At 68.0% G+C, this 18,069-nt stretch carries 16 protein-coding genes; 6 read left to right on the forward strand and 10 right to left on the reverse strand.

Annotation, left to right across the window (positions count from 1 at the left end; genetic code table 11):
* The first annotated feature begins 23 nt into the window (after nt 1–23).
* The 3 genes from VSO01S_RS11685 to VSO01S_RS11695 are packed head-to-tail and all read left to right on the forward strand — an operon-like array spanning nt 24 to nt 2,182.
* Nucleotides 24–215, forward strand: coding sequence for a DUF2783 domain-containing protein (locus VSO01S_RS11685; protein ID WP_068642508.1), 192 nt, complete (start codon nt 24–26; stop codon nt 213–215).
* Complete coding sequence (locus VSO01S_RS11690; RefSeq protein WP_068642510.1) at nt 212–1,174, forward strand: MBL fold metallo-hydrolase; 963 nt, start codon at nt 212–214, stop codon at nt 1,172–1,174. The genes VSO01S_RS11685 and VSO01S_RS11690 overlap by 4 nt, the downstream gene beginning before the upstream one ends.
* Nucleotides 1,175–1,207: 33 nt before the next feature.
* A complete protein-coding gene (locus VSO01S_RS11695) occupies nt 1,208–2,182 on the forward strand; it encodes a Bug family tripartite tricarboxylate transporter substrate binding protein (protein WP_068642512.1) in 975 nt (324 codons plus the stop codon).
* Nucleotides 2,183–2,201: 19 nt separating this feature from the next.
* On the opposite strand, the gene VSO01S_RS11700 is transcribed toward VSO01S_RS11695, so the two are convergent.
* Genes VSO01S_RS11700 through def form a run of 5 tightly spaced genes read right to left on the reverse strand, consistent with a single transcriptional unit; the run spans nt 2,202 to nt 5,302 of the window.
* Nucleotides 2,202–2,558: an AzlD domain-containing protein gene (locus VSO01S_RS11700; RefSeq protein WP_068642514.1), complete on the reverse strand. Its 357-nt coding sequence runs from the start codon at nt 2,556–2,558 to the stop codon at nt 2,202–2,204.
* Nucleotides 2,555–3,295 (reverse strand): AzlC family ABC transporter permease, encoded by a 741-nt coding sequence (locus VSO01S_RS11705; protein WP_068642517.1) that lies wholly within the window; start codon nt 3,293–3,295, stop codon nt 2,555–2,557. Before VSO01S_RS11705 ends, VSO01S_RS11700 begins: the two co-directional genes overlap by 4 nt.
* Nucleotides 3,296–3,304: 9 nt before the next feature.
* Entirely contained in the window at nt 3,305–4,258 is a 954-nt protein-coding gene (fmt, locus tag VSO01S_RS11710) for a methionyl-tRNA formyltransferase (protein ID WP_068642519.1), read from the reverse strand.
* Nucleotides 4,255–4,764 carry a hypothetical protein gene (locus tag VSO01S_RS11715; protein ID WP_068642521.1) on the reverse strand — a complete coding sequence of 170 codons (510 nt, stop codon included), beginning with the start codon at nt 4,762–4,764 and terminating at the stop codon, nt 4,255–4,257. The genes fmt and VSO01S_RS11715 overlap by 4 nt, the downstream gene beginning before the upstream one ends.
* Before the next feature lie 13 nt (nt 4,765–4,777).
* Nucleotides 4,778–5,302 carry a peptide deformylase gene (def, locus tag VSO01S_RS11720; protein ID WP_068642523.1) on the reverse strand — a complete coding sequence of 175 codons (525 nt, stop codon included), beginning with the start codon at nt 5,300–5,302 and terminating at the stop codon, nt 4,778–4,780.
* Between the two features lie 165 nt (nt 5,303–5,467).
* Here def and VSO01S_RS11725 point away from each other — a divergent pair, with 165 nt between their 5' ends.
* From VSO01S_RS11725 to VSO01S_RS11735, 3 genes are read left to right on the forward strand one after another with little or no spacing between them, the layout of a single operon-like run.
* Complete coding sequence (locus VSO01S_RS11725) at nt 5,468–6,697, forward strand: LysM peptidoglycan-binding domain-containing protein (protein ID WP_068642525.1); 1,230 nt, start codon at nt 5,468–5,470, stop codon at nt 6,695–6,697.
* Nucleotides 6,698–6,717: 20 nt separating this feature from the next.
* On the forward strand, nt 6,718–7,863 hold the full coding sequence (gene dprA, locus VSO01S_RS11730; protein ID WP_068642527.1) for a DNA-processing protein DprA: 1,146 nt from the start codon (nt 6,718–6,720) through the stop codon (nt 7,861–7,863).
* 40 nt (nt 7,864–7,903) lie between these two features.
* The gene (locus VSO01S_RS11735; RefSeq protein WP_068642529.1) at nt 7,904–8,422 is read left to right on the forward strand and encodes a Smg family protein; all 519 of its coding nucleotides are present in this window, start codon (nt 7,904–7,906) and stop codon (nt 8,420–8,422) included.
* Between the two features lie 8 nt (nt 8,423–8,430).
* Here the strand turns inward: VSO01S_RS11735 and VSO01S_RS11740 are convergent, their stop codons facing one another.
* From VSO01S_RS11740 to VSO01S_RS11760, 5 genes are all read right to left on the reverse strand, one after another.
* Nucleotides 8,431–10,806 (reverse strand): DUF1631 family protein, encoded by a 2,376-nt coding sequence (locus VSO01S_RS11740; RefSeq protein ID WP_068642531.1) that lies wholly within the window; start codon nt 10,804–10,806, stop codon nt 8,431–8,433.
* A gap of 116 nt (nt 10,807–10,922) precedes the next feature.
* Nucleotides 10,923–11,876 (reverse strand): protein translocase subunit SecF, encoded by a 954-nt coding sequence (gene secF / locus VSO01S_RS11745; RefSeq protein WP_068642533.1) that lies wholly within the window; start codon nt 11,874–11,876, stop codon nt 10,923–10,925.
* A 17-nt stretch (nt 11,877–11,893) separates the two neighbouring features.
* A complete protein-coding gene (secD, locus tag VSO01S_RS11750) occupies nt 11,894–13,771 on the reverse strand; it encodes a protein translocase subunit SecD (protein WP_068642535.1) in 1,878 nt (625 codons plus the stop codon).
* Between the two features lie 61 nt (nt 13,772–13,832).
* Nucleotides 13,833–14,159, reverse strand: a complete 327-nt coding sequence (gene yajC, locus VSO01S_RS11755; protein WP_068642537.1) for a preprotein translocase subunit YajC — start codon at nt 14,157–14,159, stop codon at nt 13,833–13,835.
* 184 nt (nt 14,160–14,343) lie between these two features.
* On the reverse strand, nt 14,344–17,964 hold the full coding sequence (locus tag VSO01S_RS11760) for an indolepyruvate ferredoxin oxidoreductase family protein (protein ID WP_068642539.1): 3,621 nt from the start codon (nt 17,962–17,964) through the stop codon (nt 14,344–14,346).
* Nucleotides 17,965–18,069 lie beyond the last annotated feature (105 nt).

Consider the following 18,069-nt stretch of genomic DNA (forward strand, 5'->3'; position numbering starts at 1 on the left):
CACTTTTCCGCTGCAAGAGAACGATGATCACCGACCCCCACATTCCCGATGCCGACGGCTTCTACGACGCCTGGCTGCGTGCCCACGAGGGCCTGAGCGACACGCGGAGCGCCGACCTGAACGCCCGCCTGGTGCTGCTGCTGGCCAACCAATGCGGCGACCAGGGCGTGCTGCTGTCCTGCATTGCCGCCGCCAAGGAGGGCCTGTCCGCATGAATGCTCCCGTCTCCTTCGCCTCCGCCTCCGACACGCGCGAACAGAAGCCCCGCCTGCAGGAACTTGCACCGAACGTCTACGGCTACATCAGCGACTTCGACCCCAACTGCGGCTTCATCGTCGGCGACGACCAGGTGGTGCTGATCGACACGCGCCCCACGCCGCGCATGGCGCGCGACTTCCTCGCCGACATCCGCACGGTGACCGACAAGCCGGTGCGCACCATCGTGCTCACGCACTACCACGCGGTGCGCGTGATGGGCGCCAGCGCCTTCGCCAAGGATGCGCCCACCATCATTGCCAGCCAGGGCACCTTCGACTGGGTGCGCGAGCGCGGCCAGGCCGACTTCGACTCGGAAGTGGGCCGCTTTCCGCGCCTGTTCGCCGGCGTGGAGGAAGTGCCGGGCCTCACCGTGCCGCACATCAGCTTCGAGCGCGAGGTGAGCCTGTGGCTGAACGGACGCGAAGTGCGGCTGATGTGCCTGGGCCGCGGCCATTCGGGCGGCGACACGGTGGCCTGGTTGCCCGATTGCGGCGTGCTGTTCTCGGGCGACGTGGTGGAGAACCACTGCGGCGTGTACGCCGGCGACGCCTACATCCAGGACTGGGCCGGCACCCTCGATGCCGTCGCCGCGCTGAAGCCGCGCGTGCTGGTGCCCGGGCGCGGCGCCGTGCTGCAGGACGCCGCGGCCTGCGCCGAAGCGATCGAACTCACCAAGGCCTTCCTCGGGGCCCTGCTCGCCAGCGTGCGCGAAGGCATTGCCGCCGGCGAAGGCCTGCGCGGCTGCTTCCGGCGCGCCGAGGCAGCGATGACGCCGCGCTTCGGCCAATGGCCGGTGTTCCAGCACGTGCTGCCCTTCGACGTGGCGCGTGCCTTCGACGAACTGAGCGGCATCGAGCACCCGCGCATCTGGACGGCCGAGCGCGACCGCGAGCTCTGGCAGGTGCTCAAAGGCTGACCGCCCTCTTTCCCTTCAACCTGGAGACAAACGATGAAAAGATTCCTGCGGCTGATCGCCGCCGGCCTGACCCTGGCCGCCGCTGCCAGCCATGCGCCCGCACAGAGCAGTTATCCGACCCAGCCGGTGCGCTGGATCGTGCCGTACGTGGCCGGCGGCGGCACCGACAACCTGGCGCGCGCCCTGGCCGAGGCGATGACGCCATCGCTGGGCCAGCCCATCATCATCGACAACCGCCCCGGCGCTTCGACCAACATCGGCGTGTCGGTGATGATGCAGGCCAAGCCCGACGGCTACACCATCATGCAGGCCGAGAACGCCGCGCTGCTCTTCAACGAGCACATGTTCGCCAAGCTGCCCTACAAGCCCGCCACCGACTTCACCTACATCGGCACCATCGGGCGCTTTCCGGTGGCGCTGGTGGTGAACCCCGACTTTCCCGCCAAGACGGTGGCGGAGTTCGTGAGCTACGTGAAGGCGCACCCCGACAAGGTGAGCTACGCCTCGCCGGGCAACGGCTCGCCGCACCACATGGCCATGGAGCTGTTCAAGCAGAAGGCCGGCATCAACATCCAGCACGTGCCGTACAAGGGCGCCGCGCCGGCCATGACCGACGTGATGGGCGGGCAGGTGCCCACCATGATGCTGGACCTGGCTTCGGGCCTGCCGATCATCAAGTCGGGCAAGGTGCGCGTGCTGGCCATTGCGCTGCCGCAGCGCGCCGCCGCCGTGCCCGATGTGCCGACCTTCGCCGAGCTGGGCTACCAGGACGTGAACGCCTATGCCTTCCACGGCCTGATCGGCCCGGCCGGCATGCCGCCCGAGGCGGTGAGCCGCATCAACGGCGAACTGAAGAAGGCGATGCAGGCGCCCAAGGTGGCCAAGCTGTTTGCCGAGTTCGGCTTCGAGCCGTTGCCCGGCACGCCGCAGGACTTCTACAAGCTGTCGCGCTCCGAGAGCGAGCGCTGGGGCAAGGTCATCAAGACCGCCGGCGTGCAACTGGACTGAAAAAGGCGAAAGGCCTCAGCTACCAGGCGAATCCCAGGTGCAGGGGCAGGTACACCGCCATGCCCACCAGCATGGTGCCCAGCACGCCGCGCCGCCAGAAGTAGTAGGCGGCGCCCGCCAGCGCCGCGTAGATGCGCGCGTCGTGCAGGTTGGGCACCAGGTGGCCGCCCGTCATCACGATCTCGGGGATGACCACCGCCGCCAGCGCGGCAATGGGCGCGTAGTGCAGCGCGCGGTGCGCCCAGTCCGGCAGGCCCCAGGGCCGGTCGAGGATGAAGAAGAAGCAGCGCGTGAGCACCGTGACGCCGGCCAGGCCGACGATCACCGCCAGCGTCCACCAGTCGGTGCTGCCCGCCACCGTGTTGGCACCCGTCATGCGTCATCCTCCGTCGCCGGATTCGGCACGAAGCCCTTCTCGATCCAGAAGCACAGCAGCACCGCCACGCCGATGGCCACCACGATGTTGAGCTTGAGCGGCAGCGCAAATGCCGCCACCGCCGTCGCGCCCGCGATCAGGCCGGCCAGCACGCGCAGCCGCGACGTCGCCATCGAGCACAGGATGCCCACCAGGCTCAGCACGCCGGCAAAGCCCAGGCCCCAGCTTTGCGGAATGAGGTTGCCCAGCGCGATGCCGATCAGGCTCATGCCCATCCACGAGAACCAGGTGACGCAGTAGCCGCCCGTCAGGTAGGCCTCCTGCGCGCGGCGCTGCTCGTCGGTGGTGGCCGGCTCGGGGTAGTGGCTGGTGAACATGGCGTAGCTCATGTCGGCGGTGAGGTAGCCGTGCGTCATGCGGCGCCAGCGCGGCATGTGCATGAGGTAGGGCCGCAGGTGCAGGCTGAACACCACGAAGCGCAGGTTGACGCAGAAACCCGTGGCCAGCACCACCCAGAAGGGCGCACCGGCCACCAGCAGCGGAATGGCCGCCAGCTGCGAGCTGCCGGCATACACCAGCAGCGTCATCGCGACCGACTCGAACACGCTCATGCCCGACTTGACCATGGCCACGCCGGTCATCAGGCCCCAGGCGCCGATGCCCATGGCCACCGGCGCCATGTTGCGCACGCCCTCGCCGAAAGTCGGCTCGCGCCGGATGGAGGAAAGAAAGAACATTCGTCGGCTTCAGTTCTCGAAGACCTGTCCGGCCTTCAACTCGAAGCCGCGCAGAAATTCTGCCGCCGGCAGGCGCTTGCCGCCGGGGCGCTGCAGTTCGGTGGCCACCAGGCGCCCGCGGCCGGTGGCCACCACGATGCCCTGGGGCGAGGCCTCCAGCACGGTGCCGGGGGCGGCGCCCGCCTCGTCCGCCTGCACATGGGCGGCCCAGAGCTTGATGACCTCGCCGCCAACAGCGCTGCTCGCACCGGGAAAAGGATCGAAGGCGCGCACGCGGCGCACGAGCACTTCGGCCGGCTGGGTCCAGTCGATCTTCGCCTCGTGCTTCTCGATCTTGTGCGCGTAGGTGATGCCCTCGGCCGGCTGCTTCACCGGCTGCAGCTGGCCCGCCTGCGCCGCGCGCAGCGCATCGACGATGAGCCGCCCGCCCATGCCGGCCAGGCGGTCGTGCAGGCGCGCGGTGCTGTCGTCGCCGATGTCCAGCCGCTCTTCGAGCAGCATGTCGCCGGTGTCCAGGCCTGCGTCCATCTGCATGATGGTCACGCCGGTCTGCGCATCGCCCGCCTCGATGGCGCGGTGGATGGGCGCTGCGCCGCGCCACCTGGGCAGCAGCGACGCATGGATGTTGAGGCAGCCCAGGCGCGGCGTGTCGAGCACCCACTGCGGCAGGATGAGCCCGTAGGCCGCCACCACCATGACATCGGCCTGCGCGGCCAGCAGGGCCTCGCGCGCCGCGGCCGCCTCAGGGTATTTGCCGTCCAGCCGCAGGCTGCGCGGCTGCGCCACCGGCCAGCCGTGCGCCAGCGCGCATTGCTTGACGGGCGAGGCCTGCAGTTTCATGCCGCGGCCGGCGGGCCGGTCGGGCTGCGTGAGCACCAGCACGACGTCGAAGCCGCCGGCGGCGGCAATGGCTTCCAGCGCCGTGCGTGCGAACTCCGGCGTGCCTGCGAAAACGACTCTCACCAGCGGAACCGACGCTCGTCGTAGCGAAGATCGTCACCCACGTGGTAGCGCCGCACGACGCCCTGCGGATCGATGTAGATGTACAGGAAGCGCGGGTTGTTGATCTGCAGGTAGCGCCACGACCAGACGTTGCCGTTGAACGAGGACACCTGCGTGATTTCGTACGGCCGGCCGTAGGTGCGCACCACGTCTTCCACGCGCCACCTGTCGATCAGGATGGTCTGCGCGAAGTAGCGCTCGTCCATCTCCTGGATCACCGACACCACGCGCCCGTTGGCATCCAGGTCGACGTTGTTGACCTCGAAGCCCATCGGCGCGCGTGAGTACTGCAGGCGCTCTCCGCCTTGCGGCAGCGGATACACCGCCGTCGGCGCACCGACGCGCTGCATCACCTCGGTGCGGGTGGCGCCCAGCGGAACGTTGTAAGGGTCGCTCGCGCAGCCGGCCAGCACCGCCAGGGCGGCCGCAACGACCAGCGTGGAAGCAAGGCGCAGGCGAGTGGTCATGGCTTGGCTCCGGTCAGGCCCGGCGCGCGTCGCGCTGGTCTTCGCGCTGCTGCTTGAGCAGCTTGCTCTTGATGCGGTTGCGCTTGAGCGGCGACAGGTATTCGACGAACACCTTGCCCAGCAGGTGGTCCAGCTCGTGCTGGATGCACACCGCCAGCAGGCCCTCGGCCTCGATGTTCTGCTCGCGGCCCTCGGCGTCCAGCGCCTTGACCTTGACCAAGGTGGAGCGCTCCACGCCGTCGTAGATGCCGGGCACCGACAGGCAGCCTTCCTCGTTCACCACCTTCTCGTCGCTGGCCCAGGTGATCTCGGGGTTGATGAGCACCAGCGGCTCGTCCCGCTCTTCGGAGGTGTCGATGACGACCACGCGTTCGTGCACGTCGATCTGGGTCGCGGCCAGGCCGATGCCGTTGGCCGCGTACATGGTCTCGAGCATGTCCGCCGCCAGCGTCTTGATGCGCTGGTCGATCGCCTGCACCGGCTTGGCCACCGTGTGCAGGCGCGGATCGGGGTAACTAAGAATGTTTCGTTTCGCCATGGAAAAACTGCAGGTTGTCGCTATTTTCGCCACTTCCAGGGGTTGACGCGCCTGCCGAGGGCGATAAACGTTGCCCCCTCAAGGGCTTCAGCGCAGAATTCGTTGCAAATTGTGAGGATTTGTTCGAAGGGCAGCCCTGCCCAGCGCATGCACATCATCCCAGCCATGAAGACATTCAGCTCCGGCTCCGGCCGCCTTTCTCGACCACGCTCGCGCCCGAACCTGCTGGCCTGCCTTGCGGCGCTGGCAGTGCTCGGCGCCGGCGTGCAGGCGGCCCATGCGCAGAAGTACCCCATCACCCCGCAGCAGCGCGCCACCGCCCAGGCCACGTCCCAGGCGGGCATCCCCGTGAGCGAGCTGGCTCCCGGCGCGCCGGACGAATACACCGTCAGGCGCGGCGACACGCTGTGGGGCATTTCCGGCATGTACCTGCGCCGGCCCTGGCGCTGGCCGGAGCTGTGGGGCATGAACATGGCGGACATCAAGAATCCGCACCTGATCTACCCCGGCCAGGTTCTGTACCTGGACAAGACCGATGGGCGCGCGCGCCTGTCGACCCGCGCCGGCAGCGGCTCGGGCGGCACCATCAAGCTGTCGCCGCGCACGCGCTACGAGTCGCTGGCCGGCATGGCCCTGCCCACGCTCAAGCCCAGCCTGATCGAGCCCTTCCTGAGCGAGCCGGTCGTGGTGGACGAAAACACGCTGGCCAATGCGCCGCGCATCGTGGCGGGCAACGACAACCATGTGCTGCTGGCCCGCGGCGACCGCGCCTATGCCATCGGCGGCGCCGAGGGCGAGCTGATCGAGCAGTCCGGCCCGATCAAGCAGTTCCGCGTGTTCCGCAATGCCACGCCGCTGGTCGACCCGGCCACCGGCGAGGTGCTGGGCTACGAGGCGCAGTACCTGGGCCGCGCGCAACTGCAGCGCAGCCAGTCGATGGAATCGCAGATGCAGGACGGCAAGATGGTGACCAACGTCGTGCCGGCCACCATCGACCTCATCTCGGCCAAGGAAGAGGTCCGCGCCGGCGACCGCCTGCTGCCCGAGCCGCCGCGCCAGCTGGTGAGCTATGTGCCGCGCGCACCGGCCGGCCCGATGGATGGCGGGCGCATCATCTCGGTGTACGGCAACGCCGTGACCTTTGCGGCGCAGAACCAGGTGGTGGCCATCAACAAGGGGCTGCGCGACGGCATCGAAAGCGGCAACGTCCTGGCCATCCTGAAAAATGGCGAGGTCATCACCGACCGCACCAACGGCGGCAAGGAAACGCTCAAATTGCCCAATGAGCGCATCGGATTGCTGATGGTGTTCCGTCCCTTCGAAAAGGTGTCGTACGCTCTGGTCCTCGAGATCAGCGATGTGCCGAAAGCCGGTGACCTGCTGGTCAATCCGTAGGCACATCAATTCACCTTTCCTTGGGTTCCTTTTCCCGCGACGAACTTCAACACTGGCTGCGACTGACGCTGACCCCCGGGGTCGGCGACGGTTCATCCCGCAAGCTGCTGGCGGCCTTCGGGCTGCCTGAGGCGGTCTTCGCGCAGCCGCGCGCCGCGCTGCTGCAGGTGGTGTCGCAGGCCCAGGCCAATGCGCTGACCGAGCAACCGCCGGAGCTGGAACTGCTCACCGAGCAGACCTGGCAATGGCTGCAGGCGGCACCTGGGCGGCACCGCATCCTGACGCTGGCCGACGCCGGCTACCCCGCCTCGCTGCTCGAGACGGCCGATCCACCCCTGCTGCTCTACCTGATGGGTCCGGAACAGTTCGACCTGTCCCAACTCGGGCGCAGCCTCGCGGTGGTGGGCAGCCGCAATCCCACGCCGCAGGGCGCCGGCAATGCGCGCGCCTTCGGCCGTGCACTGGCGGAAGCCGGCGTGACGGTGGTGTCAGGCATGGCGCTGGGCATCGACGGCGCGGCGCACGAGGGCGCGCTGGAGGGCGCCGCCGGCAACGCGTCCTTCGTGGCCACAGTCGCGGTCGTCGGCACCGGGCTCGACCGGGTCTACCCCGCGCGGCATCGGCAACTGGCGCACCGCATCGCCCAGCAGGGCCTGCTGGTGAGCGAGCTGCCGCTGGGCACGCCGCCGCTCACGCAGAATTTTCCGAAGCGCAACCGGATCATCGCCGGGCTCACGCGCGGCACGCTGGTGGTGGAGGCCGCGCTGCAATCGGGCTCGCTGATCACCGCACGGCTGGCCGTCGAGCAGGGCAAGGAGGTGTTCGCCATCCCCGGCTCCATCCATGCGCCGCAGTCGCGCGGCTGCCATGCGCTGATCCGCCAGGGTGCCAAGCTGGTCGAGACGGCGAAGGACATCTTCGAGGACCTGGACCTGCGCGTCGAAACCGCACAGGTGAAACAGGCCGCTTGCGCCGATGCACAGGCCGCCCGCGAGGAAGCGCCATTGCTCGCCGCCATAGGGCACGATCCCGTCAGCCTCGACGCCCTGGTGGCCCGCACAGGCTGGCCGGCCGCGCAGCTGCAGGCGCAGTTGCTGGAGCTGGAGTTGTCCGGCGAGGTGGCACGCCTGCCGGGAGGGTTGTTTCAACGCGTCGATCACGCCTGATACCGATTGCCTCGAAACGTCACTCCGGTATATTGGGCCCATGTATGACGTGCTTGTGTTCGTTTACGAAAACTACTGGCGCGGCGACGCTTGCCCCGAGGCCGAACAGCTGGGCCGCAAGCTCAGTGCCAACGGCTTCGAGGACGAGGACATACGCGACGCGCTTCAATGGCTCGACGGGCTGAGCCTGGCGACCCAGGGCATCCAGCTCACGCGCAACGAGGACGACGGCAGCGTCACGGTCGGCGCGCCCCTGGCGCCCACCGAACTGGCCTTCGATCCGTCGCCTGACGCCATGCGCGTGTACTCGGTGGCCGAGCAGGACCACCTGGGCGCCGAGTGCCTGGGCTTCCTGACCTTCCTGGACAGCGCGCAGGCCCTGCCTGCGGGCATGCGCGAGGTGGTCATCGAACGGGCCATGGCCGCGCCGGGCGATCCGCTCGCGCTGGAAGAGCTGAAGATCATCCTGCTGATGGTGCACTGGAGCACCGGCATCGAGCCCGATGCGCTGGTGCTGGACGAACTCTGCGACGACCCCGAGGATCGCCTTCCTCACTAGCCGACTGGCTAGTCGAGCAGGCGCTCCGGGTTGGCGTCGAGCTTGGCCAGCGCCTCGCGCGTGGCGCGCGCCGTCAGCGTTTCCTCTTCGGCCGGCACCAGCAGGCCGGCCTGCAGGTAGGAGGCCAGGCGGCCAGCCTGGATGAGGAAGCTGCGCCCGCCGGGCGCGGCGAACAGATGCAGCTGCTTGCGGTCGCTGCGCCACACGAACTGCACCTGCGTCGGGCGGTTGTTGTGATCGAGCATGAACCAGTTGCCCACCTGCAGCTCATGCGCCCAGGTCAGCATCTCGTCGCTGACCTTGACGCCGGTATCGGGCACCACTTCGATGGAGGCGGCGTCCACGCCCAGCAGCAGTTCAATGCTGGCGGCGTCCAGCGGCAGGTCGGTGGCGCCTTCGTCGCTGACGAAATCTTCCAGGTTGGCCAGGCGCTTGGCCATGGCGTCGATCTGGGCCGACGGGATGGCGTCGGTCTTGGACATGAAGGCGTCGGCCAGGGTCTGGCCGATGGTCTTGATGTGCTGCTCCTGCGGATCGCCCTCGATGCCCAGCAGGGCCATGCCCTGGCGCAGGCGCTGCAGCAGGTTGGGCAGGTCCTGGATGACGCGGGCGCGGTCGTTGCGGTTGGGCTTGGCGCTGGCCGCCCACACCAGGTCGGCGGCCGCGCGCTTGAGCGTCACGGTCTGCTGGTCCTGGGCGCCGTAGCGCAGGGCCGCCAGCGCCAGCGCCTCGGCCCACACCTTGAACAGGAACTCCCGGATCTCCTCGCGCACCGGGATGTCGTTGAGCATCTTGCGCAGCTCGATGGTGTACTGGATCGCCATCGTCTCCTTCTGCTCGACCTGCTGGGCCACGCTCATCAGGCGCTGGGTGGCATCGCTTTGCGTGAGGTACTTGGAGAGGAAGGCGACGAATTCGTCGTACACCAGCTTGAACACGCGCTGGCCGGTTTCCGGGTACTGCTCGATGACCTGCACCACGCGGCGGATCTCGCCTTCGAGCGCGCTGCCGGAAATGGCCGCCGCGTCGAAGCCCATCACGCACGAGCCCATGCGGTCGATGAGCATGCGCGCCGGATGCTGCAGCGTGCCGAAGAATTCGGGCTCGGCAATGGCCACCCGCAGCACCGGCATCTGCAGGCGCGCAAACCACACGCGCGCCGAGAACGGAATGCGCTCCTCGGCCAGGATGGCCTGGAACATGAGCGCCACGATCTCCACCGTGGCCTTGTCGGCGGTGGTGGGGGCCTTTTTCTTCAGCTCGGCCGCGCGGCGGCGCATGTCGACCGCGCTTTGCTGGATGGCCGTGGCCTCGTCGCCCACCACGTATTGCGACGAGGCGGCGCGGTAGGCCACCTCGGCGTCCATGATGGCCTGCACGAATACCGGGGACGCGGCACCCGGCGCGACGCCGCGCAGGCCGCCCGCGCCGCCGCCGGCCGCATTCGCAGCCATGGCGCTGCTCCCGCCGACGAAATCGGTCCCGATGCGCGCCGTGACGAAGCGCTTGAGGCTGCTCAGCACGCCCTGCGCCCGCTGGGCCGCAATCATCAGCGGCGTGCCGATCAGGGGGAAATCGCCTGCGCCCATCGGGGCACCGGGCCGGCTGGCGCCGACCGGGTTCTGCAGGCCGATGGCCGCCGGCGCGAACCCGCCGCCGCCGTGCAGCGGTGCGTCCATCGTCATGCCGCGGCCGGTGAAGCCCATCGGCACTGACGAAGGAGCGCCGTGGGCACGCTTGACGAAGCCCTTGAGGTCGATCTCCGGCATGATGCCCCGGCTCACCAGGAACGCGTTGGCGTCCTTGTAGGCCTTCAGGATCACGTCCAGCATCTGCTGCTGCACCACGTCCTGCACCTTGGTCCACAGGGCCCGCGTGAGGCCGGCCGCCAGCCACTGGTCGACCAGCAGCTTGGACAGCACCTCGGGACGCAGCACGTCCTTGGCATTGAGTTCGCCCGTGTTCTCGAGGTACTGCATGCGCAGGCGCAGGTCGTTCAGCTCGAAGCTGGCCTTGTCCTGGATCACCAGCGCCAGGCGGGACGACAGGATGTTGTTCTCCACCACCTCGTCGCCAATGAGTTCCAGGCCGCCGCTGAGCGACTGCAGCGTGGAGCCGGTGGACTGCATGCTCTGCAGCGCCCGGCGCCAGCCCGAGGCGGTCAGGTTGACCCAGCGCGACTCCTGCTCGACGAAGGCGACGAAGTCGTCCCGGTTCTGATGCATCTCGCGGGCATTGCCGCCCTGCGAGGAAAGCGAATTGAGCCGCTCGCGGATGGCATGGGCGGTGGGCGCGATCACCCCTTCGGTGGCGGCAACGAAGCGCTCGCGCGTCTCGCGCGCGAGTTGAACGGAAGATGCGCTGGAACGCTCTGTGCTGCTCATGGAAGGTCAGGTCGGCTGGACACCGGCGACAGCGCCGAGCTTGCCCTGCGCGCGCGATCCGCACAAGTATCGCAGCATGCTCGGCAACCCCAACGTCGCGTGCGGCCCACGGCGGGTCAGACCACCGCGCCGGCGTTCGGGTCGTCCGGGTCGCCGTCCCGTTTCGTGGAACCCTTGACCAGGTCTTCGCGCTTGACGCCCAGCCACATGGCGATGGCGGCGGCCACGAAGGCGGAAGAGTAGATGCCGAACAGGATGCCGATGGTCAGCGCCAGGGCGAAGTAGTGCAGCGTCGGGCCGCCGAAGAAGAACATCGACAGCACCACCAGCTGCGTGGAGCCGTGGGTGATGATGGTGCGGCTGATGGTGGAGGTGATCGCGTTGTCGATGATCTCCACGGTGCTCATCTTGCGGTAGCGCCGGAAGTTCTCGCGGATGCGGTCGAAGATAACCACCGATTCGTTCACCGAATAGCCCAGCACCGCCAGCACCGCCGCCAGCACCGCCAGCGAGAACTCCCACTGGAAGAAGGCGAAGAAGCCCAGGATGATCACCACGTCGTGCAGGTTGGCCAGCACCGTGGCCAGGGCGAATTTCCACTCGAAGCGGAAGGCCAGGTAGATCATGATGCCCACCACCACCATGCCCAGGGCCTTCAGCCCGTTGGTGGTGAGCTCGTCGCCCACCTGCGGGCCGACGAACTCGTTGCGGCGCAGTTGAACCGACGGATCGACGGCCTTGAGCGCGTCGATCACCTGCGTGCTCTGCTGCGAAGAGCTCACGCCCTTTTGCGCGGGCAGGCGGATCATCACGTCGCGCGAGGTGCCGAAGTTCTGCACCTGCACATCCTGGAAGCCCAGCTTGCCGATGGCCTCGCGAACCTTGCCGAGGTCGGCCGTCTGCTGGTAGGCCACTTCCATGACCGTGCCGCCGGTGAACTCCACCGACAGGTGCAGCCCGCGGTGGAACAGGAAGAACACGGCCAGCACGAAGGTGATGACCGAGATGGCGTTCAGCACCAGCGCGTGGCGCATGAACGGGATGGTGCGGTGGATGCGGAAGAATTCCATGGCGCGTCCTGCCCTTCTTACTTGTTTTCCACCACGGCCGCGGTGTCAGGCCGCCACACGGTGCCGATGGACACGCTCTTGAGCTTCTTCTTGCGGCCGTACCAGAAGTTGACCAGCCCGCGCGAGAAGAACACGGCCGAGAACATCGAGGTGACGATGCCGATGCAGTGCACGACGGCAAAGCCGCGCACCGGCCCCGAGCCGAAGGCCAGCAGCGCGATGCCCGCAATGAGCGTGGTGACGTTGGAGTCCAGGATGGTGCCCCAGGCGCGGTCGTAGCCGGCGTGGATCGCCGCCTGCGGCGAGGCGCCGTTTCGCAGCTCTTCCCGCACGCGCTCGTTGATCAGCACGTTGGAGTCGATGGCCACGCCGATCGCCAGCGCCATGGCGGCAATGCCAGGCAGCGTGAGCGTCGCCTGCAGCATCGACAGGATGGCCACCAGCAGCAGCAGGTTGACGGCCAGCGCAATCGAGGAGAACAGGCCGAACAGCGCGTAGTAGGCGCACATGAAGACCATGATCGCCAGGAAGCCGTAGGCGACGCTCTTGAAGCCCTTCTCGATGTTGTCGGCGCCCAGCGTCGGGCCGATGGTGCTTTCCTCGATGATTTCCATCGGGGCGGCCAGCGAGCCGGCGCGCAGCAGCAGGGCCAGGTCGTTGGCTTCCACCACGTTCATCGAGCCGGAGATCTGGAAGCGGGTGCCCAGTTCGCCGTTGATCGAGGGCGCCGTCAGCACCTCGCCCTTGCCCTTTTCGAAGAGCAGGATGGCCATGCGCTTGCGGAAGTTCTCGCGGCTGACGTCGCGCATGATGCGGCCGCCCTTGGCGTCCACGGTCAGGTCGACCTTGGGCTGCTGGGTCTGCGAATCGAAGCCGGGCTGCGCGTCGGTCAGGTTCTCGCCGGTGATGATCACCTGCTTCTTGACGATGACGGTGCGGCCTTCGCGGTCGTTGAATTTCTCCGAGCCGAAGGGCACCGGGCCGCTGCCCGTTTCGGCGGCGCGGCCCTCGGCCGATTCATCCACCATGCGCAGCTCGAGCGTGGCGGTGCGGCCCAGGATGTCCTTGGCCTTGGCCGTGTCCTGCACGCCGGGCAGCTGCACCACGATGCGGTCGATGCCCTGCTGCTGGATCACCGGCTCGGCCACGCCCAGCTCGTTGATCCGGTTGTGCAGGGTGGTGATGTTCTGCTTGAGCGCCGCGTCCTGCAGGCGGCGGGCCGCCTCGGGCTTGAAGGTGGCGGCGAGCTTCCACTCGGCGCCGTCCTGGCTCGCGGTGGCGGCCAGGTCGGTGAACTGGTCCTGGAGGATGCGCTGGGTGGCTTCAAGAGCAGCCTGGTCGCGGAAGCGCACTTCCACCGTCTGGCCGTTGCGGCTCACCGCGGTGCCGCGGATGCCCTTGTCGCGCAGCGCCTGGCGCAGGTCGCTGGCCATGGTCTCGGCCTTCTTGTCCAGGGCGCCCTTCATGTCGACCTGCAGCATGAAGTGCACGCCGCCGCGCAGGTCCAGGCCGAGGTACATGGGGTAGGCGTGCAACGCCTTCAGCCAGTTCGGCGAGCGCGACACCAGGTTCAGCGCGACCACGTAGGGCGGATCGGTTGCGTCCGGCACCAGCGCGTGCTGCAACACGTCGCGGGCCTTGAGCTGGTCGTCGGTGCTGACGAAGCGGGCCCGCACCGAGGTGCCGTCCAGCGTGAGCATGTCGGGCTGCAGGTTGGCGGCCTTCAGGGCCGCCTCCACGCGGGTGCGGGTGCTGTCGTCCACCTTCACGGTGGATTTGGCGGCCGACACCTGCACCGCAGGCGCTTCACCGAAGAAATTGGGCAGGGCGTAGATGAGCCCCACCAGCAGCACGATCACGATGATCGCGTACTTCCAGACCGGGTAACGGTTCATGATCGCGCTCGCGCGGCGGCGTTGTCCGCCGCCGCCTCAAAAGACAAAAACTGCTTGCTTCTTACTTGACGGTGCCCTTGGGCAGGACCTGGACCACGGCGTTGCGCTGCACGCGCACGTTGACGCCGGCGGCGATTTCCAGCGTCATGTACTGGTCGCCCAGCTCGGTGATCTTGCCCAGCACGCCGCCGGCGGTGGCCACTTCGTCGCCCTTGGCCAGCGCGGCCAGCATGTTGCGGGTTTCTTTCTGGCGCTTCATCTGGGGGCGGATCATGACGAAGTACAGCACCACGAACATGAGCAGCAGCGGCAGCATGCTGCCGATGGAGGACATCATGTCGCCACCGGCTGCGGGGGCGGATTGTGCGAAGGCGGAAGAAATGAACAAGGGGGTTCTCCAACAGGGGATCGACAGGCCGCGGGCGTCGCCCGCGTTTTTCCAGGTGGCTGCCACTCGGATCGCAGCCACGCGGCGCGGACCGGAGCCCGCGCACATCAACCGCGCATTGTAGGGCGGCCCCCGCGGCCTGAAACCCGCTAACCCGGCGCCCGTACCCGGGTTTTACCCCCGGTCAAGCCGCCGCCCGAGGGGCGGCCTCGGGATGACGCCACTTTTCCATCAGCGCGCTCCAGCGCACGCGGGCTGCCGCCAGGTTGCGCTCCTTCACATGGCCGTAGCCGCGGATCTGCTCGGGCAGGCTGGCGATTTCCAGCGCCAGCGCATGGTTGCCGGCATTCAGGCCGCGCAGCACTTCCTCGATGCTGGCGCGGTATTCGCCGATGAGGGCGCGCTCGGTCTTGCGTTCCTCGGTACGGCCGAAGATGTCCAGCGCGGTGCCGCGCAGGCCCTTGAGCCTGGCCAGCAGCTTGAAGCCCTTGAGCATGGACGGGCCGAACTTCTGCTTGACCAGCTGGCCCTTCTCGTTGTGCTTGGCGATGATGGGCGGCGCCAGGTGGTAGTTGAGCTGGAAGTCCTTGCCCATCTCGCCCTCGAACATGCCGGCCACCTTGGCCAGGAAGGCCGGGTCGGCATGCAGGCGGGCCACCTCGTACTCGTCCTTGTAGGCCATCAGCTTGAACAGGTAGCGGGCCACGGCCTCGGCCATGCTGCTCTTGCCGGTGGCCTGGGCCTCGGCCTCGCGCACCTTCTCGACGAAGGTGCGGTACTGCTCGGCGTAGGCGGCGTTCTGGTAGCCGGTGAGGAACTCCACCCGGCGCGCCACCAGGCTCTGAACACTGTCCCGCTTCTTGAACTCGATCACCGTGCCGGGCGCGGCGATCTTGTTCAGCGACGCCAGGTCGTGCGCCGCGCGGCGGCCCCATTCGAAGGCGGCCTTGTTGTTCTCCACCGCCACGGCATTGAGCTCGATGGCGCGCATGAGCGACTCGTGCTCCAGCGGCACCCAGCCCTTCTGCCAGGCGTAGCCCAGGATCATCGGGTTGACATAGATGGAGTCGCCCATCAGCGCCGTGGCCAGCTGGTCGGCGTCGAAGGTACCCAGGCCCTGTTCGCCGACCGCCCTGGCGATTTCCTCGGCGCAGGCGTCCTGCGGGTTCTGCCAGTTGGCATTGCGCACGAAGGCGGCCGTGGGCGCACCGTGGCTGTTGAGGGCCACATGCGTGCGGCCTTCGCGCATGCGCGCCAGGGTTTCGGCGTTGACGGCCACCAGCGGATCGCACGCCAGGATCAGGTCGGCGGCCGCCGTGCCCACGCGGGTGGTGCGGATGTCGCCCTGCGTGGCGCCAATGAGCACGTGGCTCCAGGTGGCGCCGCCCTTTTGCGCGAGGCCGGCCGCGTCCTGCGTGACGATGCCCTTGCCTTCCATGTGCGCCGCCATGCCCAGCAACTGGCCGATGGTGATGACGCCGGTGCCGCCCACGCCCGCCACCACGATGCCCCACACCTGCGAAGCCGCCAGCGCCGGCACGGCCGGCTCGGGCAGCGCGCCCAGCGACGAAGGCGCGGGCACCTTGGCCTTGTCCTTCTTCTTCAGCTTGGCGCCTTCGACGGTGACGAAGCTGGGGCAGAAGCCCTTCAGGCAGCTCATGTCCTTGTTGCAGCTGCTCTGGTTGATGGTGCGCTTGCGGCCGAACTCGGTCTCCAGCGGCTCCACCGACAGGCAGTTGCTCTGCACGCTGCAGTCGCCGCAGCCTTCGCACACCAGGTCGTTGATGACCACGCGCACCGCCGGGTCCACCATCGTGCCGCGCTTGCGGCGGCGGCGCTTCTCGGTGGCGCAGGTCTGGTCGTAGATGATGGCGGTGGTGCCTTCGATCTCGCGGAATTCGCGCTGGATCGCATCCAGTTCGTCGCGGTGGCGCACGGCCACCTTCTGTCCGCCGTAGGCGCCGGGGATGGCCACGCCGTCGTACTTCTCGGGCTCGTCGGTGACCACCACCACCTTCTTCGCACCCTCCGCATGCAGGCTCTCGGCGATCTGCAGCACCGAATGGCCTTCGGGCCGCTCGCCGACGGTCTGGCCGCCGGTCATCGCCACCGCGTCGTTGTAGAGGATCTTGTAGGTGATGTTCACGCCCGCGGCGATGCTCTGGCGGATGGCCAGCAGGCCGCTGTGGAAGTAGGTGCCGTCGCCCAGGTTGGCGAACACGTGCTTCTCGTTGGAGAAGGCCTGCTGGCCCACCCACGGCACGCCCTCGCCGCCCATCTGCGTGAAGCCGATGGTGGAGCGGTCCATCCAGGTGGCCATGAAGTGGCAGCCGATGCCGCCCAGCGCGCGCGAGCCCTCGGGCACCACGGTGCTGGTGTTGTGCGGGCAGCCCGAGCAGAACCAGGGCATGCGGCCCTCGCTCACCCCGCCGGTGGTCAGCACCTGCATGGAGCGCTCCTTGGCCTCCAGGATGGCCATCTGCGACTCCAACCGCGCCTTCATGTCGGCGCCGGCGGCTTCCAGGATGCCGGTCTTCTGCAGGCGCTGGACGATGGCCTTGGCGATCAGCGCCGGGTTCAGGTCGGCGTTGGCGCGCAGCAGGGTGTTGGCCGTCGGGTTGGGCATGGCCCATTCGCCGCCGGAGTAGTCGCCCTCCAGCTCGTTGAACTTGCCCAGCACGTTGGGGCGCACGTCGGCGCGCCAGTTGTAGAGCTCTTCCTTGAGCTGGTATTCGATGACCTGGCGCTTTTCCTCCACCACCAGGATCTCCTGCAGGCCGGTGGCGAAGTCGCGGGTGAGCTGCGCCTCGAGCGGCCAGACCACGCCCACCTTCTGCAGGCGGATGCCCAGCTGGCGGCAGGTGGCGTCGTCCAGGCCCAGGTCGATCAGCGCCTGGCGGGTGTCGTTGTAGGCCTTGCCGCTGGCCATGATGCCGAAGCGGTCGTTGGGACCTTCGATGACGTTGCGGTTCAGCCGGTTGGCGCGGATGTAGGCCAGGGCCGCATACCACTTGTAGTGCATGAGCCGCGCTTCCTGCTCCAGCGCGTGGTCGGGCCAGCGGATGTGCAGGCCGCCGGGCGGCATCTCGAAGTCGGTGGGAATGACGATGTCGACGCGCTCGGGGTCGATCATGGCCGTGGCGCTGGACTCGACGATTTCCTGGATGGTCTTCATGCCCGCCCACACGCCCGAGAAGCGGCTCATGGCGAAGGCGTGAATGCCCAGGTCCAGGATTTCCTGCACGTCGACCGGGAAGAACACCGGCGAGCCGCAGGCCTTGAAGATGTGGTCGCTCTGGTGCGCCGCGGTCGAGCTCTTGGAGATATGGTCGTCGCCCGCCACCGCGATCACGCCGCCCCAAGGGGTGGTGCCGGCCATGTTGGCATGCTTGAACACGTCCGAGCAGCGGTCCACGCCCGGGCCCTTGCCGTACCAGATGCCGAAGACGCCGTCGAACTTGTTGCTGCCCGCCGGCGCAAAGCCCATCTGCTGGGTGCCCCACAAGGCGGTGGCGGCCAGCTCCTCGTTCACGCCGGGCTGGAACATGATGTTCTGGCTCTTCAGGAACTTGCTGGCCTTCCACAGGGCCTGGTCGTAGCCGCCCAATGGCGAGCCCCGGTAGCCGCTGATGAAGCCGGCGGTGTTCCTGCCGGCCAGCGCGTCGCGCTGGCGCTGCAGCATGGGCAGCTTCACCAGGGCCTGGACCCCGCTCATGAAGGCACGTCCGTAATCGAGGCTGTATTTGTCGTCGAGCGTGACGGTCTCTAGCGCCTTGCGGATGTGCTCGGGCAGCGGGGCGTTCATATTCGTGGTCTCCGTGGGTGGCTCTGATGCCTTGTGGGCATGGCGTGGGCGCAAGTGGCGCCCCGGTCAGGACACCTTCCGCCATGATTGCACGCGGAGTTTATG

Origin of the sequence: Variovorax soli NBRC 106424 (assembly GCF_001591385.1) — a bacterium.
In the GTDB taxonomy this organism is placed as follows: Bacteria; Pseudomonadota; Gammaproteobacteria; order Burkholderiales; family Burkholderiaceae_C; genus Variovorax; species Variovorax soli.

Bases quoted from the DNA above. Each gene is read 5' to 3' on its own strand.
- secD (WP_068642535.1), bottom strand. From the start codon at position 13,771: ATGAACCGTTACCCGGTCTGGAAGTACGCGATCATCGTGATCGTGCTG.
- VSO01S_RS11685 (WP_068642508.1), top strand. From the start codon at position 24: ATGATCACCGACCCCCACATTCCCGATGCCGACGGCTTCTACGACGCC.
- VSO01S_RS11705 (WP_068642517.1), bottom strand. From the start codon at position 3,295: ATGTTCTTTCTTTCCTCCATCCGGCGCGAGCCGACTTTCGGCGAGGGC.
- def (WP_068642523.1), bottom strand. From the start codon at position 5,302: ATGGCGAAACGAAACATTCTTAGTTACCCCGATCCGCGCCTGCACACG.
- VSO01S_RS11725 (WP_068642525.1), top strand. From the start codon at position 5,468: ATGAAGACATTCAGCTCCGGCTCCGGCCGCCTTTCTCGACCACGCTCG.
- secF (WP_068642533.1), bottom strand. From the start codon at position 11,876: ATGGAATTCTTCCGCATCCACCGCACCATCCCGTTCATGCGCCACGCG.
- VSO01S_RS11735 (WP_068642529.1), top strand. From the start codon at position 7,904: ATGTATGACGTGCTTGTGTTCGTTTACGAAAACTACTGGCGCGGCGAC.
- VSO01S_RS11740 (WP_068642531.1), bottom strand. From the start codon at position 10,806: ATGAGCAGCACAGAGCGTTCCAGCGCATCTTCCGTTCAACTCGCGCGC.
- VSO01S_RS11715 (WP_068642521.1), bottom strand. From the start codon at position 4,764: ATGACCACTCGCCTGCGCCTTGCTTCCACGCTGGTCGTTGCGGCCGCC.
- VSO01S_RS11760 (WP_068642539.1), bottom strand. From the start codon at position 17,964: ATGAACGCCCCGCTGCCCGAGCACATCCGCAAGGCGCTAGAGACCGTC.
- VSO01S_RS11695 (WP_068642512.1), top strand. From the start codon at position 1,208: ATGAAAAGATTCCTGCGGCTGATCGCCGCCGGCCTGACCCTGGCCGCC.
- VSO01S_RS11700 (WP_068642514.1), bottom strand. From the start codon at position 2,558: ATGACGGGTGCCAACACGGTGGCGGGCAGCACCGACTGGTGGACGCTG.
- VSO01S_RS11690 (WP_068642510.1), top strand. From the start codon at position 212: ATGAATGCTCCCGTCTCCTTCGCCTCCGCCTCCGACACGCGCGAACAG.